This window comes from Kocuria gwangalliensis, from assembly GCF_039544365.1.
Taxonomy (GTDB): Bacteria; Actinomycetota; Actinomycetes; order Actinomycetales; family Micrococcaceae; genus Kocuria; species Kocuria gwangalliensis.
On record NZ_BAABLN010000022.1, the window covers coordinates 24676 to 51225 of the forward strand.

At 65.6% G+C, this 26550-nt stretch carries 24 protein-coding genes, 1 tRNA gene and 1 riboswitch; of the genes, 8 read left to right on the forward strand and 17 right to left on the reverse strand.

Annotated features, from left to right (window positions below; all coding sequences use genetic code 11):
* Positions 1–39: 39 nt before the first annotated feature.
* Complete coding sequence (gene rpoB, locus ABEA06_RS07895) at positions 40–3549, reverse strand: DNA-directed RNA polymerase subunit beta (RefSeq protein WP_312395409.1); 3510 nt, start codon at positions 3547–3549, stop codon at positions 40–42.
* Positions 3550–3788: 239 nt separating this feature from the next.
* Positions 3789–4532, reverse strand: coding sequence for an MBL fold metallo-hydrolase (locus ABEA06_RS07900; RefSeq protein ID WP_345311120.1), 744 nt, complete (start codon positions 4530–4532; stop codon positions 3789–3791).
* A gap of 209 nt (positions 4533–4741) precedes the next feature.
* On the opposite strand from ABEA06_RS07900, the gene ABEA06_RS07905 reads away from it, so the two are divergent.
* Both ABEA06_RS07905 and ABEA06_RS07910 read left to right on the forward strand, forming a co-directional pair.
* Positions 4742–5791, forward strand: coding sequence for an iron-containing redox enzyme family protein (locus ABEA06_RS07905; protein ID WP_345311121.1), 1050 nt, complete (start codon positions 4742–4744; stop codon positions 5789–5791).
* Positions 5788–6108 carry a CDGSH iron-sulfur domain-containing protein gene (locus ABEA06_RS07910; protein WP_345311122.1) on the forward strand — a complete coding sequence of 107 codons (321 nt, stop codon included), beginning with the start codon at positions 5788–5790 and terminating at the stop codon, positions 6106–6108. Before ABEA06_RS07905 ends, ABEA06_RS07910 begins: the two co-directional genes overlap by 4 nt.
* 150 nt (positions 6109–6258) lie before the next feature.
* On the opposite strand, the gene gcvT is transcribed toward ABEA06_RS07910, so the two are convergent.
* From gcvT to ABEA06_RS07950, 8 genes are all read right to left on the reverse strand, one after another.
* The gene (gene gcvT / locus ABEA06_RS07915; protein ID WP_345311123.1) at positions 6259–7404 is read right to left on the reverse strand and encodes a glycine cleavage system aminomethyltransferase GcvT; all 1146 of its coding nucleotides are present in this window, start codon (positions 7402–7404) and stop codon (positions 6259–6261) included.
* Positions 7404–10298 carry an aminomethyl-transferring glycine dehydrogenase gene (gene gcvP, locus ABEA06_RS07920; RefSeq protein WP_345311124.1) on the reverse strand — a complete coding sequence of 965 codons (2895 nt, stop codon included), beginning with the start codon at positions 10296–10298 and terminating at the stop codon, positions 7404–7406. Before gcvP ends, gcvT begins: the two co-directional genes overlap by 1 nt.
* A 168-nt stretch (positions 10299–10466) precedes the next feature.
* A riboswitch (glycine riboswitch) is annotated at positions 10467–10570 on the reverse strand.
* Between the two features lie 153 nt (positions 10571–10723).
* A complete protein-coding gene (gene rplL, locus ABEA06_RS07925) occupies positions 10724–11110 on the reverse strand; it encodes a 50S ribosomal protein L7/L12 (protein WP_303381412.1) in 387 nt (128 codons plus the stop codon).
* A 126-nt stretch (positions 11111–11236) separates the two neighbouring features.
* On the reverse strand, positions 11237–11770 hold the full coding sequence (gene rplJ, locus ABEA06_RS07930) for a 50S ribosomal protein L10 (RefSeq protein WP_303381413.1): 534 nt from the start codon (positions 11768–11770) through the stop codon (positions 11237–11239).
* 324 nt (positions 11771–12094) lie between these two features.
* Entirely contained in the window at positions 12095–12928 is an 834-nt protein-coding gene (gene fdhD / locus ABEA06_RS07935) for a formate dehydrogenase accessory sulfurtransferase FdhD (protein ID WP_303381414.1), read from the reverse strand.
* 6 nt (positions 12929–12934) lie between these two features.
* Positions 12935–14023 (reverse strand): molybdenum cofactor biosynthesis protein MoaE, encoded by a 1089-nt coding sequence (locus ABEA06_RS07940; RefSeq protein WP_345311125.1) that lies wholly within the window; start codon positions 14021–14023, stop codon positions 12935–12937.
* The gene (gene moaC, locus ABEA06_RS07945; RefSeq protein WP_303381416.1) at positions 14020–14502 is read right to left on the reverse strand and encodes a cyclic pyranopterin monophosphate synthase MoaC; all 483 of its coding nucleotides are present in this window, start codon (positions 14500–14502) and stop codon (positions 14020–14022) included. The genes ABEA06_RS07940 and moaC overlap by 4 nt, the downstream gene beginning before the upstream one ends.
* Positions 14495–15796, reverse strand: a complete 1302-nt coding sequence (locus tag ABEA06_RS07950) for a molybdopterin molybdotransferase MoeA (RefSeq protein ID WP_303381417.1) — start codon at positions 15794–15796, stop codon at positions 14495–14497. The genes moaC and ABEA06_RS07950 overlap by 8 nt, the downstream gene beginning before the upstream one ends.
* Positions 15797–15840: 44 nt before the next feature.
* Between ABEA06_RS07950 and moaA the strand changes: the two genes are divergently transcribed.
* From moaA to ABEA06_RS07965, 3 genes are read left to right on the forward strand one after another with little or no spacing between them, the layout of a single operon-like run.
* Positions 15841–16917: a GTP 3',8-cyclase MoaA gene (moaA, locus tag ABEA06_RS07955; RefSeq protein WP_345311126.1), complete on the forward strand. Its 1077-nt coding sequence runs from the start codon at positions 15841–15843 to the stop codon at positions 16915–16917.
* A 7-nt stretch (positions 16918–16924) separates the two neighbouring features.
* On the forward strand, positions 16925–17188 hold the full coding sequence (locus ABEA06_RS07960; RefSeq protein WP_303381419.1) for a MoaD/ThiS family protein: 264 nt from the start codon (positions 16925–16927) through the stop codon (positions 17186–17188).
* The gene (locus tag ABEA06_RS07965) at positions 17181–18476 is read left to right on the forward strand and encodes a molybdopterin molybdotransferase MoeA (RefSeq protein ID WP_345311127.1); all 1296 of its coding nucleotides are present in this window, start codon (positions 17181–17183) and stop codon (positions 18474–18476) included. The genes ABEA06_RS07960 and ABEA06_RS07965 overlap by 8 nt, the downstream gene beginning before the upstream one ends.
* On the opposite strand, the gene ABEA06_RS07970 is transcribed toward ABEA06_RS07965, so the two are convergent.
* From ABEA06_RS07970 to ABEA06_RS07995, 6 genes are all read right to left on the reverse strand, one after another.
* Positions 18441–19595 carry a GNAT family N-acetyltransferase gene (locus ABEA06_RS07970; protein WP_345311128.1) on the reverse strand — a complete coding sequence of 385 codons (1155 nt, stop codon included), beginning with the start codon at positions 19593–19595 and terminating at the stop codon, positions 18441–18443. The two genes, ABEA06_RS07965 and ABEA06_RS07970, sit on opposite strands and share 36 nt — an antisense overlap.
* Positions 19596–19797: 202 nt before the next feature.
* Complete coding sequence (gene rplA, locus ABEA06_RS07975; protein ID WP_345311129.1) at positions 19798–20508, reverse strand: 50S ribosomal protein L1; 711 nt, start codon at positions 20506–20508, stop codon at positions 19798–19800.
* A gap of 90 nt (positions 20509–20598) precedes the next feature.
* Positions 20599–21027: a 50S ribosomal protein L11 gene (gene rplK, locus ABEA06_RS07980; protein ID WP_303381423.1), complete on the reverse strand. Its 429-nt coding sequence runs from the start codon at positions 21025–21027 to the stop codon at positions 20599–20601.
* Between the two features lie 135 nt (positions 21028–21162).
* Positions 21163–22050: a transcription termination/antitermination protein NusG gene (gene nusG, locus ABEA06_RS07985; RefSeq protein ID WP_312397407.1), complete on the reverse strand. Its 888-nt coding sequence runs from the start codon at positions 22048–22050 to the stop codon at positions 21163–21165.
* A gap of 44 nt (positions 22051–22094) precedes the next feature.
* Positions 22095–22358, reverse strand: a complete 264-nt coding sequence (secE, locus tag ABEA06_RS07990) for a preprotein translocase subunit SecE (protein WP_303381425.1) — start codon at positions 22356–22358, stop codon at positions 22095–22097.
* Between the two features lie 61 nt (positions 22359–22419).
* Positions 22420–22492, reverse strand: a tRNA-Trp gene (locus tag ABEA06_RS07995).
* Between the two features lie 242 nt (positions 22493–22734).
* On the opposite strand from ABEA06_RS07995, the gene ABEA06_RS08000 reads away from it, so the two are divergent.
* The gene (locus ABEA06_RS08000) at positions 22735–23943 is read left to right on the forward strand and encodes a pyridoxal phosphate-dependent aminotransferase (RefSeq protein ID WP_345311130.1); all 1209 of its coding nucleotides are present in this window, start codon (positions 22735–22737) and stop codon (positions 23941–23943) included.
* The gene (locus ABEA06_RS08005; RefSeq protein ID WP_345311131.1) at positions 23944–24330 is read left to right on the forward strand and encodes a hypothetical protein; all 387 of its coding nucleotides are present in this window, start codon (positions 23944–23946) and stop codon (positions 24328–24330) included. It abuts the gene before it with no gap.
* A 73-nt stretch (positions 24331–24403) separates the two neighbouring features.
* Here ABEA06_RS08005 and ppk2 read toward each other — a convergent pair whose 3' ends face one another.
* Positions 24404–25315 (reverse strand): polyphosphate kinase 2, encoded by a 912-nt coding sequence (gene ppk2, locus ABEA06_RS08010; protein ID WP_303381428.1) that lies wholly within the window; start codon positions 25313–25315, stop codon positions 24404–24406.
* Positions 25316–25497: 182 nt separating this feature from the next.
* On the opposite strand from ppk2, the gene ABEA06_RS08015 reads away from it, so the two are divergent.
* On the forward strand, positions 25498–26529 hold the full coding sequence (locus ABEA06_RS08015) for an ATP-dependent 6-phosphofructokinase (RefSeq protein ID WP_303381429.1): 1032 nt from the start codon (positions 25498–25500) through the stop codon (positions 26527–26529).
* The last annotated feature ends 21 nt before the right edge of the window (positions 26530–26550 follow it).

Below are 26550 nucleotides of genomic sequence, written 5' to 3' on the forward strand. Positions count from 1 at the left end.
TCCTGAAGTGGTTCGTGCTTACCGGTTACGAGTTGGGAATCAGACCTCTTCGACCGAGCTGGGCTCGGAGTGCGAGAGGTCAATGCCGAGCTCGTCGGCTGCACGGAAGCTGTCATCTTCGGAGTCACGCATCTCCACCGCGTTACCGTCCGCCGAGAGAACCTCGACGTTCAGGCACAGGGACTGCATTTCCTTGATGAGCACCTTGAAGGATTCGGGTACACCCGGCTCCGGGATGTTCTCGCCCTTGACGATGGCTTCGTACACCTTCACGCGACCGTGGACGTCATCGGACTTCACGGTGAGCAGTTCCTGAAGGGTGTATGCGGCGCCGTACGCTTCCAGCGCCCACACCTCCATCTCACCGAAACGCTGACCACCGAACTGGGCCTTACCGCCCAACGGCTGCTGGGTGATCATGGAGTACGGGCCGGTGGAACGGGCGTGAATCTTGTCATCCACCAAGTGGTGGAGCTTCAAGATGTACTGGTAACCAACGGACACGGGGTCCGGGAACGGCTGACCCGAACGACCGTCGAACAACAGGGCCTTACCGCTGCGGTCGATCAGACGATCGCCGTCACGGGTGGGGTTCGTGTGGTCCAGCAGGTCGAAGATCTCGTCCTCACGAGCGCCGTCGAACACTGGGGTGGCCACGTTGGTGGGGCCGGAGCTCCTCGGGAAGTTGGACAGGCGGTCCAACCACTCGGGGTTGCCCTCGATGTTCCAACCCTGCTTGGCGAGCCAACCGGTGTGAACCTCGAGCACCTGACCCAAGTTCATCCGGCCGGGCACACCCAGCGGGTTCAGGATCACGTCCACGGGGGTACCGTCCGCGAGGAACGGCATGTCCTCCATGGGCAGGATCTTGGAAATCACGCCCTTGTTACCGTGCCGGCCCGCGAGCTTGTCACCGTCGGTGATCTTGCGCTTCTGCGCAACGTACACGCGAACCACCTGGTTCACGCCGGCGGGCAGGTCGTCGTCCTCGTCGTCGCGGTCGAACACGCGCACGCCGATCACCGTACCGGACTCGCCGTGGGGCACCTTCAGGGAGGTGTCACGCACTTCGCGGGACTTCTCACCGAAAATGGCACGCAGCAAGCGCTCCTCGGGGGTCAATTCGGTCTCACCCTTGGGGGTCACCTTGCCTACCAGGATGTCACCGGCCTGAACCTCGGCACCGATGTAGATGATGCCGCGCTCGTCCAGAGCGGAGAGCACTTCCTCGGACACGTTGGGGATGTCACGGGTGATTTCCTCGGCACCGAGCTTGGTGTCGCGGGCGTCGATCTCGTGCTCCTCGATGTGGATCGAGGTCAGGACGTCCTCGGAAACCATCCGCTGGGAAAGGATGATCGCGTCCTCGTAGTTGAGGCCTTCCCAGGACATGTAGGCAACCAGCAGGTTCTTACCCAGCGCCAGCTCACCCTGATCGGTCGACGGGCCGTCTGCGATGACCGTGCGGTCTTCGATGCGCTCACCCTCGGAGACGATCACGCGCTGATTGTAGGTGTTACCCGGGTTCGAACGAACGAACTTGTTGATCGGGTAGAGCTTGGTGGTGCCGTCGTCGTTGAGGACCTTCACCTGATCGGCGGAGACCTCCTCGACCACACCGGGCTTGATCGCCAACACGGAATCACCGGCGTCCATAGCGGCGTAGCGCTCCATGCCGGTACCGACCAGCGGTGCTTCCGAGACCAGCAGCGGCACAGCCTGACGCTGCATGTTGGCACCCATCAACGCGCGGTTGGCGTCGTCGTGCTCGAGGTACGGGATCAGGGCGGTGGCCACCGACACCATCTGGCGCGGGGACACGTCCATGAACTCGACGCCGGAGGGTTCCACCAGCACGGCTTCACCGGAACCGTCGGCGGCACGCGCCAGAACGGCGTCCTCGGCGAAGTGGCCGTCTTCGGTCAACGGGGCGTTGGCCTGCGCAATGGTTACACCGCGCTCGTCGTCCGCGGTGAGGTAGCTGACCTCGTCGGTGACGACTCCGTTGACGACCTTGCGGTACGGGGTCTCGATGAAACCGAAGGGGTTGATGCGCGCGTAGGTCGCCAACGAACCGATCAGGCCGATGTTGGAACCCTCAGGGGTTTCAATCGGGCACATGCGGCCGTAGTGCGAGGGGTGCACGTCACGGACTTCCATGCCGGCGCGGTCACGGGACAGACCACCCGGGCCCAGCGCGGAGAGACGGCGCTTGTGCGTCAAACCGGCCAGCGGGTTGTTCTGGTCCATGAACTGCGACAGCTGGGACGTTCCGAAGAACTCCTTGATCGCGGCGACCACGGGGCGGATGTTGATCAGGGTCTGCGGCGTGATGGCCTCGACGTCCTGGGTGGTCATCCGCTCACGGACCACACGCTCCATCCGGGACAGACCGGTGCGGATCTGGTTCTCGATCAGCTCGCCCACCGCGCGGATACGGCGGTTACCGAAGTGGTCGATGTCGTCGACGTCAACGTGGATCTCGCGGGGTTCACCGTCACGCACGCCCTGCATGGTGGAACCACCGGCGTGCAGGGTGACCAGGTAACGGATCATGGCCACGATGTCGTCCACGGACAGCACGGAAGCGTCCGCGTCGGTGAAGGCCTTGTCCAGACCCAGCTTGCGGTTGATCTTGTAACGACCCACCTTGGCCAGGTCGTAACGCTTGGGGTTGAAGTACATGTTGTCCAGCAGGGACTGGGCAGCATCAACCGTGGGCGGCTCTCCCGGACGCAGCTTGCGGTAAATGTCCAGCAAGGCTTCTTCGCGGGTCTCGGTGGTGTCCTTCTCGAGGGTGGCGCGGATCGAGTCGTACTCGCCGAACTCTTCAAGAATCTTGGACTCGGTCCAGCCGAGAGCCTTGAGCAGCACGGTCACGGACTGCTTACGCTTACGGTCCAGACGGACGCCCACCTGATCGCGCTTGTCGATCTCGAGCTCGAACCAGGCACCGCGGGACGGAATGATCTTCGCGGAGAAGATGTCCTTGTCCGACGTGCGGTCCTGACCCTTCTCGAAGTAGGCACCGGGGGAACGCACCAGCTGCGAGACGACCACGCGCTCGGAACCATTGATGACAAAGGTTCCCTTTTCGGTCATGAGCGGGAAGTCGCCCATGAACACGGTCTGCTGCTTGATCTCGCCGGTGGTGTTGTTCATGAACTCGGCCTTGACGTACAACGGCGCCGAGTAAGTGGCGTCGCGGTCCTTGCACTCATCCATGGTGTATTTGGGGTCGTAGAACTCCGGTTCGGAGAACGACAGGGACATGGTCCCCTGGAAATCCTCAATGGGAGAGATTTCCTCGAAGATGTCCGACAGCCCGGACGTGGTGGCCACCCCGGTCTCGCCGGTCTCTTGGGCCTGTGCAAGGCGGGCCTGCCAACGCTCGTTGCCCACCAGACGGTCGAAGCTGTCCGTCTGGAGTGCCAGCAGGTTGGGGACGTCCAGCGGCTCATGGATCTTTGCGAAAGAAATACGACGAGGAATATTATCGCTCGTGGGGTGATTGGCGGTGACGTTCGAATCGGTGCTCGAGGCGACCAAGATGTGATCCTTCCACAGACATGCAGTGAATTCGCGAGGTTCCCGAGATGAGAATTGGGGGCTGGTGTCGGCTGTGCGCGCAACCCGCCCCGGTGGCGCCCACCGCTATATGAAGGCACGCATGTATTAGGGACAACGCAAGCTACTAGCTTAGGGTTTTTTCGGGTCGTTGTCCACACCATTAGTGGACGGACTGGACAACTCGTCGTAAGATGCCCCGCCACCGAGCCACGGGCTCGCTAAGCAGCACCCGTGCGGCGCGCCTCGTCGGCCGCCCGGCCCACCCCGTGCAGCCATGGATCCCCATGCCCCGGAAGCACCACGGTGGCGCCGGTCTGCGCCAAGGCGTGGAGGGACTCAATGGCCATGGCACTGTCCGCGGTGGCCGCCTTCGCGACGATCCGCGGTCCGGTGAGACCGGTGTACGGATCGAGCGTGACGAGTGCATCCCCGGTGATCAGGGCGTCGGATTGGGGCAGGTGCAGGGCGCAGTGTCCGTATGTGTGGCCAGCCGAGAGGACCACCCTGGGGCGGCCCGGAACCGGAACCTCCTGCCCCGCCTCGAGTCGTCGGGTGACCGTCACCCCCTTCACCACTGCGGCACCACCGAGCACCATGGACAGCAGCACCGGGATGGCCCGGGGATGCTGCACCGGGTATGCGGCGACCGGATTCTCATGCGCGTAACGGTAGGGGTGGGCGGCCAGGGTCACTTCTTCGTGGTGGGCATACACCGAAATACCGAGTTGCTCAACGAGTTTGGCGGCCACTCCCACGTGGTCGAAGTGCGCGTGGGTCAGCACCAGCGCCTTGAGGTCTGCGGGTACTCGCCCGAGTTCGCGGATCGCGTGCCCCAGTTCGGTCCAGACCCTCGGGAGACCCGCGTCCACCAGGGTGAGCCCCTGGTCATCCTCGAGCAAGTAGCAATTGACGTTATGGCTCTGGATCAGATGGATCCCGGGGGCCACATTTTTCAAGAACATGATTTTTCCCTCCCGGCCCGTAACCCGTGAACGGGCAGACCCGCCCGGAGCAAGGTTCGGACCACATACTGTCGGTGGACGACCCGACCCAAGCTAAGCCGCCTTATAATAGATTACGGTCCGCCATCTGCGGTGTCACGCATGGTGGACCACACTGTTGGGTCCATGTAAATGCATGGGACGCTGTGAGTGACAGAAAGTTGAGACCGGTGACCACATTGACGGTAAGAACCGAGGCTCCCACCGCCCGAGGGCCCGTTAGCTCGGCGCTGATCGCCGTATTGACCGAGGGGCAGCAATCCCCCGATGCGAAGCTCGGACTGAGTGCCGCAGTCGAACAGGCCGTGGACGAGTGCCACGACATCCTGGGTGATGAGGACCTACAGCTCACCCTGTTCCTGCTGTACCTGTTGCACTACGGTCCCGTCGATTTCGTGCGTGGCGAGTGGGAATGGGACCCGGAGCTGATCCGGTTACGGTCCCTCGTCGAGGAACGCTTCGAAGCGCACGTGCGCGCGCACGTGGTTCTGCCCTCGCCGTTGCCCCGCGACGGCAAGCACGCCGCGGAGGCTCTCTTCGAGATGACCCAGCCCGCGGCCAAGCCGGGCACCGCCATGTGGCTGGCCAAGAACGCCACTGAGGAGCTACTGCGTGAGTTCCTCATTCAGCGATCCATCTACACGCTGCGCGAAGCGGATCCGCACACGTGGTCCATTCCCAAGCTCCAGGGACGCGCCAAGGCAGCTATGGTCGAGATCCAGGCCGACGAATACGGTGGCGGCCACCCGGACAAGGTGCATTCCGAAATCTTTGCTCGCACCATGCGCAACTTCGGCCTGGACGACACCCCCGATGCCTATTTGGATCTGGTGCCGGCCAGCACCCTGGCATCGACCAACCTCATCAGCATGTTCGGTCTGCACCGCCGCTTGCGCGGTGCCAACGTGGGCCACCTGGCGGCTTTCGAGATGACCTCGACCATCCCCAACAAGCACTACGGCAACGCGTTCCGCAAGAACGGTTACGGTCAGGACGTCACCTGGTACTTCGATGAGCACGTCGAGGCCGACGCCGTGCATGAACAGTTGGCCGCGCGAGATCTCGTGGGAAACCTCGTCGATGACGAACCCCAACTGACCGAGGACATCTTCTTCGGAGCGGCCGCGTGCCTCTACGTGGACGGACGCGCGGGCGATCACATGCTTGATGCGTGGTCCTCGGGCCGGTCCTCACTGCGCACCGCGGAACCCCGTGCATGAGCGCTGACTTCTCCGAGAACGCGGCATCCTCCGACGATGCGGTCGAACAGGAAGAGATCGAACTTCCCGACGCACCCGCCCCGCGGGTGCCGGCCTCCGCAGAGGACCCCGCGGTCATCACCGTGTGCCCCAGGGGTCCACTGCTGGTTCGCGGAGATTTCCTGCTGGTATCAGAGCCCGGCGCCGAACCGCTGCCTCCCGAACGCGCGGTGATTGCCCTGTGTCGCTGCGGGATGACCAGCATAGCCCCGCACTGCGACGGTTCTCACAAGCTGGCCAAGGTGCGAGCGTTCATGGACCGTAAGGACCGGGACTGAGTAGCCGAACCCGGACGTTCCCGCGTTCTGCCGGCCGATCACGTGCCTGGGACGCGTACTCCGAAAGACACCACGGGTCGGACACCTCGAACGAGGTATCCGACCCGTGGTCGTGTCAGCCGTTGCTGAATGGTGTACCTGAGGTGCCGATCAGCCGCGCTTGTAGAACGGCAGCTCCGTCTGCTTGACCTCGATCGCACGGCCGCGGGCGTCCTGAACGCTCACATCGCCGTGCGCGATCCGGGACAGCGCGGCGGTGGCCACCAGCGCCATGGCAATGGGCTTACCGAGCGTGGGCGAGGGAAGACCGCTGGTCACCACGCCCACCGTCTCGCCCCCCGAGATCACGGTGTAGTCGGCCCGGATCGGCTTGCGACCCGCGCCTTCCAGGCCCACCAGGGTGCGCTGCGGGTCGGATTCGGTCAGGGTCGTGAGCGCCTCACGGCCCACGGTGTCCGTTCCCGCCTCGCCCTTCTTGCGCAGGGCGACCTCCACGAGCTTGCCCAGGCCGGCCTCGGCCGGGGTGATCTCGGTGGAGAGCTCGTGCCCGTACAACGGCATGCCCGCCTCCAGACGAAGTGAGTCACGCGCGGCCAGTCCCGCCGCGGACACCGGCGCGTCCTCGGTGGACAGCTCCTCTGCCGTTGCCAGCAGCGCGGCCCACAGGTGCGGGGCGTCCTGATTGCCGCAGTACAGCTCGAATCCGTCCTCACCGGTGTAACCGGTACGCGCGATCAACACGTCCACGCCCGCACAACGCGCCGGTGCGGCGGCGTAGTACTTGAGGTTTTCCACGACGTCGCTGGGGTCCAGGTCCGTGGCCTTGAGCACCTCGAGGGCGCGGGGGCCCTGAACCGCGATCAGCGCCGTCTCGGCACCCTGGTCGGTCACGGCGACGTCAAAGCCCTCGGCGCGAGCGACGAGCTCGCGCACGACCACCTCCTGATTACCCGCGTTGGGCACCACCAGGTAGCGGTCCTCATCGAGCCGGTAGGTGATCAGGTCGTCGAGCACACGGCCCTCGGAATCCACAATCACCGAATACTTGGCGCGGCCCACGGAAACCGCGGACAGCACGCCCACCAGGGCGAAGTCCAGGGACGCGCCCGCCTGCGGGCCGGAGACCTCGACCTCACCCATGTGCGAGAGGTCGAAGATTCCGGCACCGCGCCGCACGGCATGGTGCTCGGCGGTGTCGCTGGCATAGCGCACCGGCATGGACCAACCACCGAAATCGGTGAACCGGGCCCCCAGTTCCTCGTGGGCGGCGTACAGGGCCGTTTTCTTCTCGCTCATCAGTTCTCCTCCCCCGCCGCAGCGGCATAAGCGGCGTCGAACGCCTCGATCGGCGGGCACGAACACACCAGGTTGCGGTCACCGGCCGCGTTGTCCACGCGGCCCACGGGCGCCCAGTACTTGGTCCGCCTCAACGACGGCACGGGGTACGCGGCCTGCGAGCGCGGGTACGAACGGTCCCATTCATCCGCGGTGAGCACCCGGGCGGTGTGCGGGGCGTTGCGGATCACGGAATCGGCGAGCGCGATCTGGCCGTCTGAGATCTCCTGCATTTCGGCGTGAATGGTGCGCATGGCCTCGATGAAGCGGTCCAGTTCCTCCAAGGACTCGGACTCGGTGGGCTCCACCATGAGGGTGCCCGCCACGGGGAACGCCAAGGTGGGGGCGTGGAAGCCGAAGTCGACCAGTCGCTTGCACACGTCCTCCGCGGTGACTCCGGACGCCCTGGTCATGGGACGCAGGTCCAGGATGCACTCGTGGGCCACCAGTCCCCCGTCGCCGGAGTACAGCGTGGGGAACACGTCGGAGAGCGCCTTGGAAATGTAGTTGGCGCTCAAAACCGCCGTGCGGGTGGACTCGGTGAGGCCCTCGGCACCGGTCATGGCAATGTACATCCAGGTGATGGGCAGGACCCCAGCGGAGCCGAAGGGAGCCTGCGACACCGGGAAGCCCGCGCCGCGCTCGTCGAGCTTGGCCTCCACGGCGTTGCCCGGCAAGTAGGGCACCAGGTGTTCGGCCACGGCCACGGGACCCACGCCCGGGCCACCGCCGCCGTGCGGGATGCAGAACGTCTTGTGCAGGTTCAGGTGCGACACGTCCCCGCCGAACCGGCCCGGGCGTGCCAGACCCATCAGCGCATTGAGGTTGGCGCCGTCCACGTACACCTGGCCACCGGCGTCGTGAATTGCCTCGCACACCATGGAAATGTCCGTGTCGTACACGCCGTGGGTCGAGGGGTAGGTGACCATGATGCCCGCGAGTTCATCACCCACGGACTCGATCTTGGCCTTGAGGTCCTCGTGGTCGATCAGGCCGTCCGCCGCCGTGGCGACCACCACGACCTTCAGGTCCGCCAGGACCGCCGACGCCGCATTGGTTCCGTGCGCCGAGGCCGGAATCAGGATGGTCTTACGCTGGGATTCCCCGCGGTCGACCTGGTACCGGCGAATGGCCAACAAACCCGCCAGCTCACCCTGCGAGCCCGCGTTGGGCTGAACGGACACCGCGGCATAGCCGGTGATCTCCGCCAGCCAGGTCTCGAGCTGCTCGATCAACTCGTGCCAGCCCTTCGCCTGGTCCTGCGGGGCCAGCGGGTGGATGTTGGCGAACTCGGGCCAGGAAATGGGCTCCATCTCCGCGGCGGCGTTGAGCTTCATGGTGCACGAGCCCAGCGGAATCATGGTGCGATCCAGCGCCAGATCCTTGTCGGAGAGCTGGCGCAGCCAACGCATCAAGGACGTCTCGGAACGATGGGTGTGGAAGACGGGGTGGGTCATGTACTCGTCCGTGCGGTGCCACTGCTCGGGGATTCCCGCCAGCTCGTTCGAGCTGGGCTCCACGTTCTCGCCGGTGGCGCACGCCTCGCTGACGGCGTCCAGCACGTCCTGCACGTCCTGGTCGGTGTGGGACTCGCCGAAACTCACGCCCACGGTGTCCGCGTCGACACGGCGCAGGTTGATGCCGCGCTGGGCCGCGGCGGCAAGAATGTCGTCAGCCCGGCCCGCCGCGGCGAACGTCACGGTGTCGAAGAACCGCTCGTGGGCCACGGGGATACCGCGCTCGCGCAGCCCTTGCGCGAAGCCGGTGGCCAGTCCGTGCAGTCGTTGGGCCAACTCCCGCAGCTTGGCGGGGCCGTGGTACACCGCGTACGCGGCGGCCACGATGGCCAACAACGCCTGAGCGGTGCAGATGTTCGAGGTCGCCTTCTCGCGGCGGATGTGTTGTTCGCGGGTCTGCAACGCCAGCCGGTAGGCCGGGGCGCCGGAGGAATCCGTGGACACGCCCACGATGCGACCGGGCATGGAACGTTCCACACCCGTGCGGGTGGCCATGAACGCCGCGTGCGGTCCACCGTAAAACAACGGCACCCCGAAGCGCTGGGCCGAACCCACCGCGATATCCGCGCCGACGGAACCGGGGCTCACCAGCGTGGTCAGGGCCAGGAGATCGGTGCTCACGGTTGCGAGTGCGCCGGCTTCGTGGGCGGCGTCAATCACGGACGTGGGATCGATGACGTCGCCGTCGGCTCCGATCTGCGCGACGACCACACCGAAGAAGTCCTCGTTCGAGGCCAGGGTGGCCGCGGCGTCGTCGGCGCCGAGATCCGTGATGACCAGCTCGATGCCGGCGGCGCGAGCCCGACCGGTGAGGATGGCCAGGGTCTGCGGCAACGAACGGCTGTCGACGATCACGCGGGAGCTGCGGGACTTGCGGTTGGCGCGGCGCATCATCAGGACGGCCTCGGCCACGGCGGAGGACTCGTCCAGCAGGGACGCATTGGCGACATCCATGCCGGTCAGGTCGATCACGGCGTTCTGGAAGGTCAGCAGCAGCTCCAGGCGGCCCTGGGAGATCTCCGGCTGGTACGGGGTGTACGAGGTGTAGAACCCCGGGTTCTCCAGGATGTTGCGTCGAATCGGGGCGGGAGTGACCGTGTCGAAGTATCCCTGGCCGATCATTTGGCGCATCACGGTGTTCTGGGCGGCGATCTTTCGCATGGCCGCCAGCGCCTCGGTCTCGTTGAGGGGCTCGGGCAGGTCCAGGGTGTCGCGGAATCGGATGCTCTCGGGGACGGCGCGATCAATGAGTTGATCGAGACTGTCCACGCCCACGGCGCGGAGCATGGTGGTGACGTCTTCGGCGTCGGGGCCGATGTGACGGGGCAGGAAAGACATGTGAGGGTCTCCTGGGTTACTTGAGGGCGTGCTAAGTCCCGGTGAGTTCCTCCCCGCTCTGTACGTCAACCTGAGAGATTTCGCCGGCGCGCACCATGAGCCGTGCGTACCCGCCTGCCCCGTCGGTGTCCGCCCGCGCAACTGTGGCGGGCGAGCTCTTCAGAGTGGCCTGGTGCGGCGGTACGGGTGCCTGAGAGATTCCCGGGGAGGGTTTGCTCCTTCGGCGATGACGCGGTGCGAGCGCACCCGCCATGCTCTCCCGCCGCACTGTGACGGCCAAGATGGTCACTCCTAGTTTCGCACAACCCCGGGCAGCACAAGGCCCCGCACCGAAAAATGATGCGGGGCCTTGTCACGTGATGTCACCGGGCGCGGCCCTGACGGGTCACGCTACGCGGGACGATCTGCGCGCGAAGCGCGGGGACTTACTTGAGGGTGACGGTAGCGCCGGCAGCCTCGAGGGATTCCTTGGCCTTGTCCGCGGCTTCCTTGGTGGCACCTTCCAGGACGGGCTTGGGAGCGCCGTCCACGAGGTCCTTGGCTTCCTTCAGGCCGAGGGAGGTCAGGGCACGAACTTCCTTGATGACCTGGATCTTCTTCTCGCCTGCGGCTTCCAGGACGACGTCGAACTCGGTCTGCTCTTCCTCAGCAGCGGCTTCGCCGCCGGCTGCGGCAGCGCCACCGGCCACGGCCACGGGGGCGGCAGCGGTAACGTCGAAGGTCTCTTCGAAGGCCTTGACGAACTCGGACAGCTCGATGAGGGAGAGCTCTTTGAAAGCCTCGATCAATTCTTCGGTGGTCAGCTTAGCCATGGTGTTGGCTCCTTCTTTTACGTGATTGTCAGTACCCGCGGGTACCGGCGAGGTTTTGCGTGGTGATAGAACACGGGTTTGTCCGGCCGGAACCGGAACCCGAAACCCAGGGGATCCCGTGCGGGATCAGGCGGCGTTCTCGCCCTGTTCCTCGACCTTGGCGCGCAGTGCTTCTGCGGTGCGCACGGTCTTGGACAGCGGGGCCTGGAACAGCGCGGCAGCCTTGGACAGGGACGCCTTGGCAGCGCCTGCAACCTTGGCCAACAGAACCTCGCGGGACTCGAGGTCCGCGAGCTTCTTGATCTCCGCTTCGTCCATTGCGACGCCGTCAAGGTAACCGCCCTTGACGATCAGCTCCGGGTTGTCCTTGGCGAAGTCACGCAAGCTCTTGGCAGCTTCGACGGGGTCACCCGAGATGAACGCGATGGCCGAGGGGCCGTTGAGCTGGCCCTCGAACGCGTCAATGCCGACTTCCTTGGCCGCAATTGCGGTCAGCGTGTTCTTCACCACGGCGTATTCAGCGTTCTCACCGAGCGTGCGGCGCAGCGTCTTCAGCTGAGCCACGGTGAGCCCGCGGTACTCCGTCAGGACGGCAGCGTGCGAGTTGGAGAAGAATTGCCTCAACTCCGCAACCGCGGCAGCCTTTTCAGGATTCGCCATGGTGCTCCTTCCTTGCTTGTGTATGCCGGATTCTCGTGATCCGCTTCGGAACACAAAAAAGCCCCGCGCAGATGCCCGGGGCTCGACCTGATACACATCGCACACGGTGTGCACCGCGAGACGCTGTTGAAAAGATTCGTGCTGGTTCACCTGCGCTGGCCGTTCTCCGTTTCCGGAGAACTCTTCGATCCCGAATGCTTGCGCACGCGTGATGACCGGCGGTCTTAGGTACACATCAATGTACCCGACCGATTCCGGCCGCACCAAATCGGAAACACGGCCCCCGCTCCCGCGGATCCGGCCGCCCGGTGGCGCGGGGCGGTGTTATTGCGTGATCCGCTCCGGGTTTGTGTAGACGTTGCAGGTGCCCCGGCGGTTGAAGCCCACCACGGTCACGCCGTGTTCCCTGCCGTGTTTCACCGCGAGCGCCGAGGGCGCACTGACCGCGGACAGCACCGGGATCCCGGCCATCGCGGCCTTGCTGACCAGTTCGAAGGATGCGCGGGCCGAGACCTGCAGTACGCAGTCGTTGAGCGGTAGCCGGTCATGGTGCATGGCCCACCCGATCACCTTGTCCACCGCGTTGTGCCGGCCCACGTCCTCACGGACCACGAGAGGCTCGGGCGAGGACGCCACAAACAATCCCGCGGCGTGCACTCCCCCGGTGGCCTCGAAGACGCGCTGGTGGGTGCGCAGTTCATCGGGCAACTCCACGAGTCGTCGCGCACCCATGACCGGGCGCACCGGAGGCACGGGGTAGGAACTGGGTTTGACGATCTCCTCCATCGACGACGTCCCACACACCCCGCATGAGGACGAGGTGTACACGTTGCGCGCCGCGGTCCTCGTGGGTCCCGGTGCGCCCGGCGCGAGCCGCACGTCGATCACGTTGTAGGTTCGGTGCCCGTCCTGGTCCACTCCGGAGCTGTAATCCATGCCCGCAATGTGCTCCATGTGTCGGACCACGGCCTCGCTCAGCAGGTAACCGGGAACCAGTTCGAAGTCATGACCGGGGGTCCGCATGGTCACGGTGAACTGCTCACCGTTGAGCCGGATCTCCAGCGGCTCCTCACCCGCGAGTTTGTCCGGGCCGGTGAACTCCTCACCGGCCGCGGACAGTCTCCGCACGCGGGCCGGAACCACGATTCTGCTGACCATGAGAACTTATCCGTCCAGTCCCACCCACGAATGGGTTCCGTCCGTGTACGTCTGTCGCTTCCAAATGGGCACGTGCACCTTGATCCGATCCACCAACGCGTCACACGCGCTGAAGGCCTCCTTGCGGTGGGCCGAGGCCACCGCGGCCTCCAAGGCGCTGTCCCCCACGACCAGGGCACCGATACGGTGTTCGGCCCAGATCCTGACGCTCGGGAACTCCGCGGCGATTTCGTCCGCGACCTGACGCATCACGGTATCCGCATCCGGGTGGGCACTGTACTCCAGCCCAGTCACCCCGGTGCGACCGCCGTCGTGGTCGCGGATGACTCCGCTGAATCCCACCACGGCACCGCAGTCGGCCGCGGTCACCGCGCCCTGGGCCCGAGCGGCGTCGAGGGGCTCGCTGGTGACTCGTGCATGCACGACTCCCGACGACGCCGCGGGGTCGCGAACCGCGGTCGGTGCGCCGCCGGATGACTCGCTCGGGCCGGTACTGCGATTTTCGCCGTGCCCGTGGACGTCCTCCAACTGAGCGCTGATGTGCTCCAACAGTGGCTCGAGTACCGCCATCCCGTCTTTGACACCGCCCTTCGAGCCGGGCAGGTTCACCACGAACGTCATGCCCGTGTGACCCGCCACCCCGCGGCTCATCACGGCCGTGGGGGTCTTGGCCAAGCCCTTGGTCCACAGCGCGTGCATGATTCCGGGGGATTCCCGTTCCAGGATGCGTGCGGTGGCCTCAGGGGTGACGTCGTCCGAGTTCAACCCGGTGCCACCGCTGGTCACGATGAATCGAGGGCGCTCGGCCCGGGGAGTGTGTTCGGTCAGTTCCCGCAGGGTCGCCTCCACGTCGGGGCCGTCCGCGATCACCTGCACCGGGTCCACGCTCAGCCCCAGGCCCGCCAGCCATTCATGCAGGACGGGCCCGCACAGGTCCTGGGCCGCACCGCGCGCGGCGGAGGAAGACACGATCACCACCACGGCGCGGCGCCCGGACAAATGCAGTCCGTGCGACTCGTCCCGGTGGGATCCGTGGTCCCGGTCCGTGCGCGAGGTGGCCCGGTGCTCACCGGCCGCTGGGTACTCCCGGTTCACGGCCTGCTCCAATCGCCGCTCTTACCACCGGACTTGGCCACGACCTGAACGCCCGTGATCTGGGCAGCCTTGTCCACGGCCTTGATCATGTCGTACAGCGTGAGACCCGCAACGCTGGCGGCCGTCAGGGCCTCCATCTCCACGCCGGTGACGCCACGCGTCTTGACCGTGGCCGTGATGTTCACCCGGTCCGCGCCCGGGGCCAGGTCCACCGTCACCTTGGACAGCGGCAGCGGGTGGCACAGCGGGATCAGGTCGGGGGTGCGTTTGGCCGCCATGATCCCGGCGATCCGCGCCACGGCCAGAGCGTCACCCTTGGGTAGGTCGCCGGTGGCCAGCAGCTCAATGACGTCCGGTCGGGTGATTACTTGGGCCACGGCCGTGGCCTCGCGGGAGGTCACCGCTTTCTCGCTCACATCCACCATGTGCGCTGTGCCGTCCTTGCGCACATGCGTCAACCGGTCCTGGTTGTTATTCACTGGCCGCCTCCTGTGCGATCGTCCCGCCATGGACGGGCAAAATGTGTACGCGCGTCCCGACCGGGAGCTCATGGTCCCCCGCCGGGATCCGAAGCAACACGTTAGCGCGTGCGGCTGACATCAACAGGTGCGACGACGCTCCCCCCACACAGCGCACGGCCGGATTCCCGGCGGCGCCCTCCGCCCCGGTTTCGAGGACACCCCGCCGGAGCTGGGTGCGGCCGGGCAGGCCCCGAACCGGTTCGGCGAGGACGGCAGAACTCCACAACGGTGGGGCACAACAACCCCACACGTGCGCGAGCGCCGGTCGCAGGAATACTTCGCACGAGACCCAGGTGCTCACGGGGTTTCCCGGCAGACAGATCACCGGTACGCCTCGGTACTGACCGCATCCCTGCGGCCCGCCCGGTTGCATGGCCACGTGTCCGAACCACATCTGCGCCTCGCGTTCAAGGCTCACGCGAACCACTTCGAAGGCACCGGCACTGATCCCTCCGCTCGTGACGATCAGGTGGACGCCAGAGCTCTCCACGCACTCGCGCAGCCGCCGGGAAAACTCGTCCGGGTCGTCGGTGACGCTGAGCGTGGTGACCGAACAAGCTCCCGCGTCCCTGAGCCATGACGAGAGCAGCGGACCGTTGGCGTCATGAATGGCCCCCGGCTTCAGCGGTTCACCGGGCGCGAGGACTTCGTCTCCGCCGGTGATCACCAGCACCGACGGGCCACGCCGCACGGTAACGGTTGTCGTGTCGCCCATTCCCAGGGCCGCACACGCGCCCAGGGCCGCGGGTCCCAGGACGGTCCCCGCGGGTAAGGCCACGGCGCCGCGTGCGACGTCGCTGCCCTCGGCGCGCACGAACGTTCCGGGCACCGAGCCGATGGCAACCGCTGCCGAAATGGCAATGCGATCCGTGTCGAAGGACGGCGGAGTCACTTGTTCCACGGGTATCACCGCATCAGCGCCGCGGGGCAGGGCGGCGCCGGTCATCACGGCCGCGGCGGTCGCGGGCGCGAGCACGGACGGCGCGGACCCGGCGGCCTGCATTCCCGACACGGGCAGGGTGATGGCGGCCTCGGCAGGACCCCCCAACCGAAGATCAGCGGTGCGCACGGCAAAACCGTCCATTTGCGAATTGGTGAACGGCGGCAATGGGATGGGTGCGCTCAGATCCCGTGCGAGAACGCCACCCTGCGCCCGGGCGAGGGGTACCTCCACACTGGCCGCGGCGGCGTCGTACCCGAGCGCGAGCGTCGCTCGGACGGCTGAGGCATGAAGTTCGATGCTGCGGCTCATACCCCTACCCTAAGCGGGGTGGACAAACGCTTTATACTGGTCGCATGTCCGTTTTTCTCGGTGTCCCGCAAGCACTACCGGCCAAGGGCGTGCCCGATCACGGCCCCCTGGCGGACCGTTTCGGGCGCGTGGCCACGGATCTGCGTATTTCCATCACGGACAAATGCAATTTGCGGTGCACGTACTGCATGCCTGCGGAGGGCATGGCATGGTTGCCCAAGACGTCCCTCATGGCCACGGACGAAATCGTGCGGCTCACCCGCATTGCCGCCCAGGAATTCGGGGTCAAAGAACTTCGCCTCACCGGTGGTGAACCCCTGATCCGACCGGACCTCGAGGACATCGTGGCCGCGGTGACCGAGGCACTGCCCGAGTTTCCCGTGTCCATGACCACCAACGGGATCGGATTGGCCCAACGCGCCCGGGGACTGGTCGCAGCCGGACTGACCCGCGTGAACGTATCCCTCGACACCCTGTGCGCCGAGACCTACGAAAAACTTGCCCGCCGCAACAAGCTCAGCGAGGCTCTCGACGGCGTCGCGGCGGCACAGGACGCTGGTTTGGCCCCGGTGAAGCTCAATGCCGTGCTCATGCGGGGCGTCAACGATCGCGAGGCACCCGACCTGCTGCGCTGGGCGCTCGATCACCAATGCTCCCTGCGCTTTATTGAACAAATGCCGCTGGATGCGGACCACGGCTGGACCCGCACCAACATGGTCACCGCGGCCGAGATCCGGGAGCAGCTGAGTGAGCATTTCGACCTGAGCCCGGATGAGACCCCCCGCAACGGTGCCCCCGCCGAGAAGATGCTCGTGCGTGAACGCGGCGGTACCGACGTGCTCGGCACCGTGGGCATCATTGCGTCCGTGACCGAACCGTTCTGCGCGGACTGCACCCGAACACGCATCACCGCGGAGGCCCGCGTGCGATCCTGCCTGTTCTCCCACCACGAGACGGACCTCATGCAATTGCTGCGTTCTGATGCAACCGACCAGGACATCGCCCAGCGCTGGCGCGCCGCCATGTGGGTCAAACCCCGGGCCCACGGCATGGACCACGCGGGACTCGACTCCGAGGATTATGTCCAACCCGACCGCAGCATGAGTGCCATTGGAGGCTGACACAGCAGTGCTCGTTCGTTACTTCGCGGCCGCGGCCGCATCCGCCGGTACCGAGCAGGAAGAAGTGGCCGCCCACGCGGCCATGACCCGCTCCGAACTTCAGCAGGTGCTCACCACTCTGCACCCGGTGGCCCCTCCCGGTGAGAAAACCCTCGCCCAGGTGCTGCCGCAGTGCTCCTGGCTGGTCAACGGCGTGCGCCACAAGGATCAGGGAGCGGCCATCGTCCCGGCAGCCACCGTCGACGTGTTGCCGCCCTTCGCCGGTGGCTGAGTCCGCCCCGGTCCCTCATACGACGTGGCGCGGAATTGCCCCGGTCCACCATGCCCGCCGCACTCAGGCGCAGCAACTGGCTTACGAGCTGGGTCGAGCCGTGGCCACCACCCTGCCGCCCAGCACGTCCGTGGGACTCCCCGCGGCGGTGGGGGCCACTCTCGCGCAGGATGTGCGCGCGCTGTGCCCCGTACCGCACTACACATCCAGTGCAATGGACGGCTACGCGGTCCGCGGTTCCGGGCCGTGGCGGGTGGTCGCCGGAGATCCCACCGTTCATGAAGCCGCCTCGACCGCTGCCGTCCACTTGGCTCCCGGGCAGGCCGTTCCCGTGGTTACCGGCGGTGTGATCCCCGCCGGGGCCCAAACCATTATTCGCGACGAGTACGCGGTGCATTCCGGCAATGACCTCCGGTTCGACGAGTCCCGCCCCCGCTCGGAGCTGGCGGGACGGCACATCCGACCGGCGGGTACCGAGTGCTCCGCCGGTGATGTCGTCCTCACCGCCGGCACCGTGGTGACTCCCGCGGACGTGGCTTTCGTCGCGGTGAGCGGGGTGGACACACTGCCGGTGGTGCCGGTCCCCGACGTGCGCTTGCTCCTCACGGGCTCGGAGGTGCAGGTCTCGGGGATTCCCGCACCGGGGTTCGTCCGGGATGCCTTTTCGCCGTCCTTGCCTGCAGTCCTCCAGGCCCTGGGAGCCCGCGTGGCTTCCGTGCAGCGCATCCCCGATGAGGCAGCGGCCTTCGCGTCCGCCCTCGATGACGCTGTGGTCCACCACCTGCCCCTGGTGATCACCACCGGCGGCACCGCCCGCTCCCGGGCCGATCACGTGCGGGCCCATCTCGAACGGCACGCGATACCGATCATTGACGAGCTGGACCTGCAACCTGGCCACCCCACAGTGTTTGCGGTCTGCACGCCCGGCACCGCGGTCCTGGCCCTGCCCGGTAACCCCCTGGCCGCCATGACCGCGCTGACCCTGCTGGCGGTCCCGTTCCTGCACGGTGTACTGGGTCGACCGGTTCCGGCCAACCCCCACGTGCGGGTGGCACACGACATTGCTGGAGCGCGCCGCGAACAGCTACTTCCCGCGGTTCGAGACGCCGACGGCGCGTGGTCACCGTGTCGGGACACCGGTGCCAACATGCTCGGCGGATTGTCCCGTGCCGATGCCCTGCTGAGCGTGCCCGTGCAGGGCTTGTCGGCGGGTGCTCAGACCACGGCGCTGCCCCTGCCCTGGTCGGGCGGGTCAGTCCGCTCGGAAGTCCCGCAGCCACACGGCTGATTGGCCCGCGTCCTGAAAACCAAGCTGCGCGTTGACCCAATTCATGCGGTCATTACCGGTGTGGGTCCACGAGTACACGGTGTCCACTTCCGGCTGCGCCTCGCACAGTTGCTGGAGGTTGGTCATCTTCAACCGCATCCCCAACCGGCGCCCACGATGTTCGCGGATCACCAGGGTTTCATCCTGCAAGGCCAGCGTGGGATGGTGTTGGGCCAGGATGAGCTCGGTCATGCCCACCAGTTCACCGCTGTCGCGGTCCTCGGCCACGGTCATGAGCGAGCGATCGCCGTCCTCCTCGCGCAATTGCTCGGTGCGACGGACGCGCTCGGCGTCCCAGGGATCGGGATCGCTCACAATCGGTTTGACGAAGGAATCACTGGGAAGCCGGGCGTGCAGCCGAGCGAGTGGTTCCAGCAGTTCTTCCGGGGCGGAACCCACCCAGGTGTGCAGCGCGTAGCGTTCCGCGCAGGGAACTTCCCGCAATGAGTTTTCAATGGACTCGACACGGTCCGTGGACAGCGGCAGGTCCAGCAATGCAAAGCTGCTGACGGTCTGCAGCTCATAACCTGCGTGCTGCGCGAAGCGTGTTTGTCGATGGCTTGCGGGCAGTTGGCCGGAGCCGTCGGCGGCGTTGATCCATTGGACGCCCACCCCGTTGCTCTCCCCACCCATGACGCTGCCGTCACCGGGCCCTGACGGGGCCCGCAGCTCGGACGCCGGGTGCTCGGTGATGAGACGGATCACGCGCCGCGATTCACCATGGGCGAGCTGTTCGGCCGCGGACAACAGGGAACGCCCGATGCCCTCGGACAATTCATCCGGGTCCACATCCACCACGATCTGCGCGGTGTCGGTATCGGCGATCAGTGGCATGCGCACCTCGGCGCGGCCGACCAGCCGGCCGTCTATGTAGGCGCACAGAATATTGACGCGCTCGTAGGGGTCCTTGAGGTCCCGGAAAATATCGTGGGCGTCATTGCTGAGCTCCGTGGTACCCCACACGTAACGTCTCGACAGCTGCACCAGGGCCGCCACTTGCCCGAGTTGATCCTGTGCAGCCTGATCGAACCCGTCAGGGATACGCATCAGCTCAATGGTCAGCGCTGATGTCTGACTCACGTGGAACTCCTTCCGCGTTCCGAGCTATTCGGAACGAACCTGCCCTCCAACGATCATGCACCATTGCATTCGACACGAGATAGCAAGGGTACTGCTCAGTTTATCGCGGCCCTCAGTGGTGAGCAGGAAGGGCCCGGCCATAATTGGTCCGAGCCCTTCCGTCACACTACTCAATCGGGCCGTTCACCGGCACGAACGAGGATCACGCCTCGCCGAGCACCTCGGTGGCACTCGGATCCACGGGAACACCCGGGCCGAACGTGGTGGCCACGGTGGCCTTGGTGACGTAACGACCCTTGGAAGCGGAAGGCTTCAAACGAAGCACCTCTTCCAGCGCCGCACCGTAGTTCTCGGCCAACTTCTGGGTGTCGAAGGACGCCTTGCCAATGATGAAGTGCAAGTTGGAGTGCTTGTCGACGCGGAAGTCGATCTTACCGCCCTTGATGTCACCAACAGCCTTGGCGACGTCCATGGTCACGGTGCCGGTCTTGGGGTTCGGCATGAGGTTACGGGGACCCAGAACCTTACCCAGACGACCAACCTTGCCCATCATGTCCGGGGTGGCCACGGCGGCGTCGAAATCCACCCAGCCGTCCTGGACCTTGGCGATCAGGTCATCGGAACCCACGTAATCGGCGCCGGCTGCCTCGGCGGCCGCAGCCTTGTCACCGGTTGCGAAGACGACCACGCGGGCGGTCTTACCGGTGCCGTGGGGCAGGTTAACGGTGCCGCGAACCATCTGGTCCGCCTTGCGAGGGTCAACGCCCAATCGCATGGCCACCTCAACGGTGGGGTCGGACTTGCTGCCTTCGGCCAATTCCTTGGCCAGGGCGACCGCCTCGGCGGGGGCGTAGAACTTGCCCTCTTCGATCTTGGCGGCAGCCGCCTGGTATGCCTTGCTGCGCTTTGCCATCTGCTTGTTCTCCTTGTGCAGTTGTGGTCTGCGGACCGCGCTCGGCCCTGCCACGGGAAAATGTTTGGTACTGAGAGCTAGCTAGAGCGCTCAGGCAACCTCGATGCCCATGGAACGGGCGGTGCCGGCAATGATCTTGGCAGCAGCCTCGACATCGTTGGCGTTGAGGTCTTCCTTCTTGGTCTCGGCAATTTCACGGACCTGGTCCATGGTGATCTTGCCGACCTTGTTGGTGTGGGGCACACCGGAACCCTTGGCGACGCCTGCAGCCTTCTTGATCAGCTGAGCAGCCGGCGGGGTCTTGGTGACGAAAGTGAACGAACGGTCCTCGTACACGGTGATTTCCACCGGCACAATGTTGCCGCGCTGGGATTCCGTGGCCGCGTTGTAGGCCTTGCAGAATTCCATGATGTTGACGCCGTGCTGACCGAGTGCGGGGCCCACGGGAGGAGCCGGGTTAGCGGCACCTGCCTGGATCTGCAGCTTGATCAGGCCTGAGACCTTCTTCTTGGGAGCCATGTGATGGTCCTTTGCTTGCTGTACGTACCGCCGCACAGGAGCGTACGACGGCGGGTGGTCACCGTGGCGCGGTGACCGAACGGAAACGCCCCGGACCAAAGCTCATCCGGGGGTGTCCGAAAACTGAGGGCGCGATCAGATCTTGGTGACCTGGTGGAAGCCCAGGGTGACCGGGGTTTCGCGCTCGAAAATGGACACCAGCACCACGAGCTGCTGGGATTCCACCTTGATCTCGGAAATCGTGGCGGGAAGGGTCTCGAACGGACCCTCCTTCACGATCACGGACTCGCCGACCTCGAAGTCCACGGTGATCGCGGGCTCCGCAGCGCCGGAGGCGGCACCGCCGCCGGCGGTCTCGCCCAGGCCCTTGGCCTTATCCGGGGTTTCGAAGACCGGTGCGAGCATCTCGAACACCTCGTCCATGCGCAGCGGCACGGGGTTGTAGGCGTCCTGGCCCACGAATCCGGTCACGCCCGGGGTGTGCCGGACGGCACCCCACGAGGCGTCGGTGAGGTTCATCCGAACCAGCACGTATCCGGGGATGCGAACGCGGCGCACGGTCTTGCGCTGGGCGTTCTTGATCTCCACGACCTCTTCCATGGGCACCTCGATCTGGAAGATGTCCTCTTCCATGTTGAGGGACTGGATACGGGTCTCCAGGTTGGTCTTCACACGGTTCTCGTAGCCGGCGTAGGTGTGGATCACGAACCAGTCGCCTTCCTGGCGGCGCAGCTGGGACTTGAACTCCTCGACGGGGTCCACCTCGTCCTCGGCGGCCAGGTCCTCGGCGGCCTGGTCCTGAGCGTCCTGGTCCTCCGCGGCCGATTCCTCGGGGAGCGATTCCTCGGGGACCGAGGGCTCTGCCTCATCCGCTTCAGCGGTCTCGTTCTCAGCCGGGGTCTGCGCGACCTCATCGGCAGTGGCGGACACGCTCTCGGCAGCCTCCGACTGCGCAGCGTCCGCGGGGGCGGACTCGGGCTGCGCTGCCTCAGTGGCTTCGTTTTCGAGCTCGTGGTCGGTCACTGGAGATTCCTGCTTTCTGTGGACGGCTAGAAGTTGGTGTGGTCTCAGGCCTGGTCGCCGTTGCCGAAGACCCAGATGGCTACCTGGCCGAAGCCCAGATCCAGAAGGGAGATCAACAACATCATGAAGGCCACGAAGACCAGCACGACCAGAACAAAATTGACGAGTTCGCGACGCGACGGTGCGACGACCTTCTTGAGCTCGCCGATGACCTGTCGAATGAACAACCAGATGCGACCAAAAAAGCCCCGCTGCTGATCTGATCCAGCGGGTTGGTCCGAGGTTTCTCCGGTAACGGTGTGCGACATCGGCTCTCCCCTGCGTGGATTGGTTCCCGGCGGTGGTGTATGTGCCGTTTTAGGTCTGAAGCAGGGCAGACAGGACTCGAACCTGCAACCTGCGGTTTTGGAGACCGCTGCGCTACCAATTGCGCCACTGCCCTTCAGTTTGCGGCTTGTTCACACAAGACCACGAACACGGTGCATGAGCTTAGCACTTTCGCGCGAGTGATCCGGCACGGGTCCGCATCCAGGCGCGCGAAAGTAAACGCACCAACAAACGATCTTACGCGTACGGCCGCCATCGTGCAAAGAACGCGGATGCCCGCCTAAACTGGGTGGCGAGCGCCTTCTGGCTGCGCAGTCAGGGCGGACGCTGTCACCGAACCGAGGAGAGTTGACCACCATGCCCCCAGCTCAGCAGCGAATTTCCCGCAAGATCGGCGCGATTGCCGAGTCCGCGACACTCGCGGTGGACGCCAAGGCCAAGGCACTCAAGGCCGACGGGCGGCCCGTGATCGGTTTCGGAGCCGGCGAGCCCGACTTCTCGACCCCCGACTACATAGTCGAGGCCGCGGCGCAAGCCCTCGAAGATCCCAAGAACTTCAGATACAGCCCCGCTGCGGGACTTCCCGAGCTGCGCCAGGCCATTGCGGATGCCACCGCCCGCGATTCCGGGTGGCGCGTGGACCCCGCACAGGTGCTGGTCACCAACGGGGGCAAGCAGGCGGTTTACCAGGCCTTCCAGACCGTGGTGGACGAGGGCGACGACGTCTTGTTGCCCGCCCCGTACTGGACCACCTACCCGGAGGCCATCCGGCTGGCCGGCGGCAATCCCGTGGAGGTCTTCGCCGGCGCGGATCAGGACTACAAGGTCACCCCGGAGCAGTTGGAAGCCGCCCACACCGAGAAGACCAAGGCGCTGCTGTTCTGCTCGCCGTCCAACCCGACGGGTGCGGTGTACACCGCCGAGGAGACCAAGGCCGTGGGCGAATGGGCCGCGTCCAAGGGCATCTTTGTGATCAGCGATGAGATCTACCAGCACCTCACCTACGACGGCGTGGAGTTCACCTCCATCGCCCAGGCCGCTCCCGAGCTGAGCGAGCACCTGATTCTGCTCAACGGCGTGGCCAAGACGTACGCCATGACCGGCTGGCGCGTGGGCTGGATGGTCGGCCCCAAGGACGTCATCAAGGCCGCCACCAATCTGCAGTCCCACCTCAGTTCCAATGTGAACAACGTGGCCCAGCGGGCGGCACTGGCCGCCCTGAACGGGCCCACGGAGCAGGTGACCCGCATGCGCGAGGCCTTCGATCGACGTCGGCGGGTGATCGTGGACGGTCTCAATGCCATTGACGGCGTGGTCTGCCCCACTCCCACCGGCGCCTTCTACGCCTACCCCGACGTGACCGGGTTGCTGGGCCGCGATTTCGACGGCGTCACGCCCCGGACCAGCACCGAGCTCGCCGACATGATCCTGGAGCGCGCCGAAGTGGCCGTGGTCCCGGGAGAGGCATTCGGCCCGTCCGGCTATCTACGCCTCTCCTACGCGCTGGGCGACGATGACCTCGCCGAGGGCTTGTCCCGCCTGCAGAAAGTTCTGGGAACCAAGTAAATGAACCTCAAGGAAACACTGCATTCCGTGGATCAACAGCTGCCCTCCCCCGTGCGGCTGCCCAGCGCGGCCGTGGTGGCCAGCGGTCTGATCGGCGGCTACGCCGTGGCCCGATTGACCAGGGTCCGGGCCCTGGGCGGAGTGGTGCTGCTGGCAAACGGCGTGCTGGCCGGGCGCACCTGGTACACATCGGCCGGACCCGTCACCACCGCGGGACTCAGCGTGGTGTACCTCGCGGGCTTCGGACTGTCCCACCCGCTGGCCAAGAAGATCGGCGCGTGGCCCTCCGTTTTCGGCGTGGCCGCCGTCAACGCCGCGGCGTCCTGGGTCCTGGTGGACCGCCATAATTTCGCCCGAGCCGGGGACGAACGGAACGATATCGCCTGAGCGATCCACAACGAAGGCTGGGCCCCGCACCACGTGGTGCGGGGCCCAGCCTTCGTTCAATGATCGGCAGTCGTCAGTCGTCCACGGCGTCGCGGCCACGACGGACGATCAGCGGGTCCGGCGGGTAGACCACCGAGGTGTCCTTGTCCTCGTAGTCGAACTGGTTGAGGAAGTAGCGCATCGCGTTGAGGCGAGCACGTTTCTTGTCATTGGACTTAATGGTGATCCACGGAGCGTGGTCCGTGTCCGTACGGCGGAAGGTCTCTTCCTTGGCCACGGTGTAGTCCTCCCAGCGGTCCAGGGAAGCCAGGTCCATGGGTGAAAGTTTCCAGCGGCGCACCGGGTCGATCTGGCGGATGGCAAAGCGTGTGCGCTGTTCGTGCTGGGTCACGGAGAACCAGAATTTGGTCAGGTGGATACCGTCGTCCACGAGCATCTTCTCGAACGTGGGGGCCTGCCCCATGAAGCTCTCGTACTCCTCGTCGGTGCAGAAACCCATGACGTGTTCCACGTTGGCCCGGTTATACCACGAGCGGTCGAACAGCACGATCTCACCGTTGGTGGGCAGGTGCTGGATGTAACGCTGGAAGTACCACTGACCCAGTTCCCGGTCCGAAGGTTTGTTCAGCGCCACGGTGCGCGCGGCACGCGGGTTGAGGTGCTCGGTGAAGCGCTTGATGGTGCCGCCCTTGCCGGCGGCATCGCGGCCCTCGAACACGATCACGTGCTTGAGGTCGTTGTCCTGACCCCAGTACTGGAACTTCAGCAACTCGATTTGCAGCTGATATTTCTCGAGCTCGTAGTCCTCGCGGGACATGCGCTCGTCGTACGGGTAGCCCTCGCGCCACGTCTCCACGGCGCTTCCACCTGGATCAATGAGGTCCGGGTCCGGGGACTGTCCGTCCCGCACCGTGTACCCCTGTTCCACAAGTTTGTCGATGAACTCGCGGAGGTTCTCCCGTGCCGGTTCCTGCTGCGGGGTCATATGTCCTCCTAGTGGCTTGTGCCGCGGGCGGCACCCTGTGTGCGTCTCACCAGCAATTCTAGGTGGCGGGGTTAACGAGTATTGAACACGGCGCGGTTGCACTTCTTATCGACCCCACCCGCGACTCATTAGACTGGTCAGGGAAGGTTCACACTCGATCACCGAGGAGCGCTGAAGCACGCATGAGAATTGGCCTAATGACGAGCGGCGGAGACTGCCCCGGGCTGAACGCCGTAATCCGCGGTGCGGTCCTGCACGGGATCAAGTCCTACGATCATGATTTCGTGGGGTTCCGTGACGGTTGGCGCGGTGTGGTCGAGGGGGACATCATGGAGCTCCCCCGCCAAAGTGTGCGTGGCCTGGCACGCCAGGGCGGCACCATTCTGGGCACCTCGCGGACCAACCCGTTCGACGGCCCCCATGGTGGCCCGGAGAACATCGCCAAGGTCCTGGAGGCCAATCAGATCGATGCGATCGTGGCCATCGGCGGTGAGGGCACCCTGGCGGGCGCCAAGCGTTTGGCGGACGCGGGACTGCCCGTGGTGGGCGTCCCCAAGACCATCGACAACGATTTGAAGGCCACCGACTACACGTTCGGTTTCGACACCGCCGTGTCCATCGCGACCGATGCCATGGACCGGCTGCGCACCACCGGCGAATCCCACCACCGGTGCATGGTGGCCGAGGTCATGGGCCGCCACGTGGGCTGGATCGCTCTGCATTCGGGCATGGCCGCCGGCGCCCACGCGATCCTGATCCCGGAACACCGCGAGTCCATGGAACAGGTCGCCATGTGGGCCAAGGAAGTTTACGACCGGGGTCGTTCGCCCCTGGTGGTCGTTGCCGAGGGGTTCATCCCCGAGGGTTACGACGAGGCCTTTGCCGGTAAGGGCCAAGAGGCTTCCGGTCGGCCGCGACTGGGCGGGGCGGGTGACTTCGTGACCCAGCAGATCGAGGAGATCACCGGGATCGAAACGCGCAACACCACGCTGGGCCACATCCAGCGCGGCGGCGCTCCCACGGGTTTCGACCGCGTGCTCGCCACCCGCCTGGGCATGGCTGCCACCAGCATGGCCGAGGACCACGAGTGGGGCAAGATGTGCGCGCTGCGCGGCACGGACGTGGTCCGCGTGGACTTCAGCGAGGCCCTCGACGGCCTCAAGACGGTCCCCCTGGAACGGTACGAAGAAGCCAAGGTGCTGTTCGGCCGGTAGGCTCCCGGCGGCGTCGGCGGA

What these genes read in the sequence shown, in the direction of transcription:
- ABEA06_RS07900 (WP_345311120.1), bottom strand. Translation starts at nt 4,532, where the DNA reads ATGTTCTTGAAAAATGTGGCCCCCGGGATCCATCTGATCCAGAGCCAT.
- ABEA06_RS07910 (WP_345311122.1), top strand. Translation starts at nt 5,788, where the DNA reads ATGAGCGCTGACTTCTCCGAGAACGCGGCATCCTCCGACGATGCGGTC.
- gcvT (WP_345311123.1), bottom strand. Translation starts at nt 7,404, where the DNA reads ATGAGCGAGAAGAAAACGGCCCTGTACGCCGCCCACGAGGAACTGGGG.
- gcvP (WP_345311124.1), bottom strand. Translation starts at nt 10,298, where the DNA reads ATGTCTTTCCTGCCCCGTCACATCGGCCCCGACGCCGAAGACGTCACC.
- rplL (WP_303381412.1), bottom strand. Translation starts at nt 11,110, where the DNA reads ATGGCTAAGCTGACCACCGAAGAATTGATCGAGGCTTTCAAAGAGCTC.
- rplJ (WP_303381413.1), bottom strand. Translation starts at nt 11,770, where the DNA reads ATGGCGAATCCTGAAAAGGCTGCCGCGGTTGCGGAGTTGAGGCAATTC.
- fdhD (WP_303381414.1), bottom strand. Translation starts at nt 12,928, where the DNA reads ATGGTCAGCAGAATCGTGGTTCCGGCCCGCGTGCGGAGACTGTCCGCG.
- ABEA06_RS07950 (WP_303381417.1), bottom strand. Translation starts at nt 15,796, where the DNA reads ATGAGCCGCAGCATCGAACTTCATGCCTCAGCCGTCCGAGCGACGCTC.
- moaA (WP_345311126.1), top strand. Translation starts at nt 15,841, where the DNA reads ATGTCCGTTTTTCTCGGTGTCCCGCAAGCACTACCGGCCAAGGGCGTG.
- rplA (WP_345311129.1), bottom strand. Translation starts at nt 20,508, where the DNA reads ATGGCAAAGCGCAGCAAGGCATACCAGGCGGCTGCCGCCAAGATCGAA.
- rplK (WP_303381423.1), bottom strand. Translation starts at nt 21,027, where the DNA reads ATGGCTCCCAAGAAGAAGGTCTCAGGCCTGATCAAGCTGCAGATCCAG.
- secE (WP_303381425.1), bottom strand. Translation starts at nt 22,358, where the DNA reads ATGTCGCACACCGTTACCGGAGAAACCTCGGACCAACCCGCTGGATCA.
- ABEA06_RS08000 (WP_345311130.1), top strand. Translation starts at nt 22,735, where the DNA reads ATGCCCCCAGCTCAGCAGCGAATTTCCCGCAAGATCGGCGCGATTGCC.
- ABEA06_RS08005 (WP_345311131.1), top strand. Translation starts at nt 23,944, where the DNA reads ATGAACCTCAAGGAAACACTGCATTCCGTGGATCAACAGCTGCCCTCC.
- ppk2 (WP_303381428.1), bottom strand. Translation starts at nt 25,315, where the DNA reads ATGACCCCGCAGCAGGAACCGGCACGGGAGAACCTCCGCGAGTTCATC.
- ABEA06_RS08015 (WP_303381429.1), top strand. Translation starts at nt 25,498, where the DNA reads ATGAGAATTGGCCTAATGACGAGCGGCGGAGACTGCCCCGGGCTGAAC.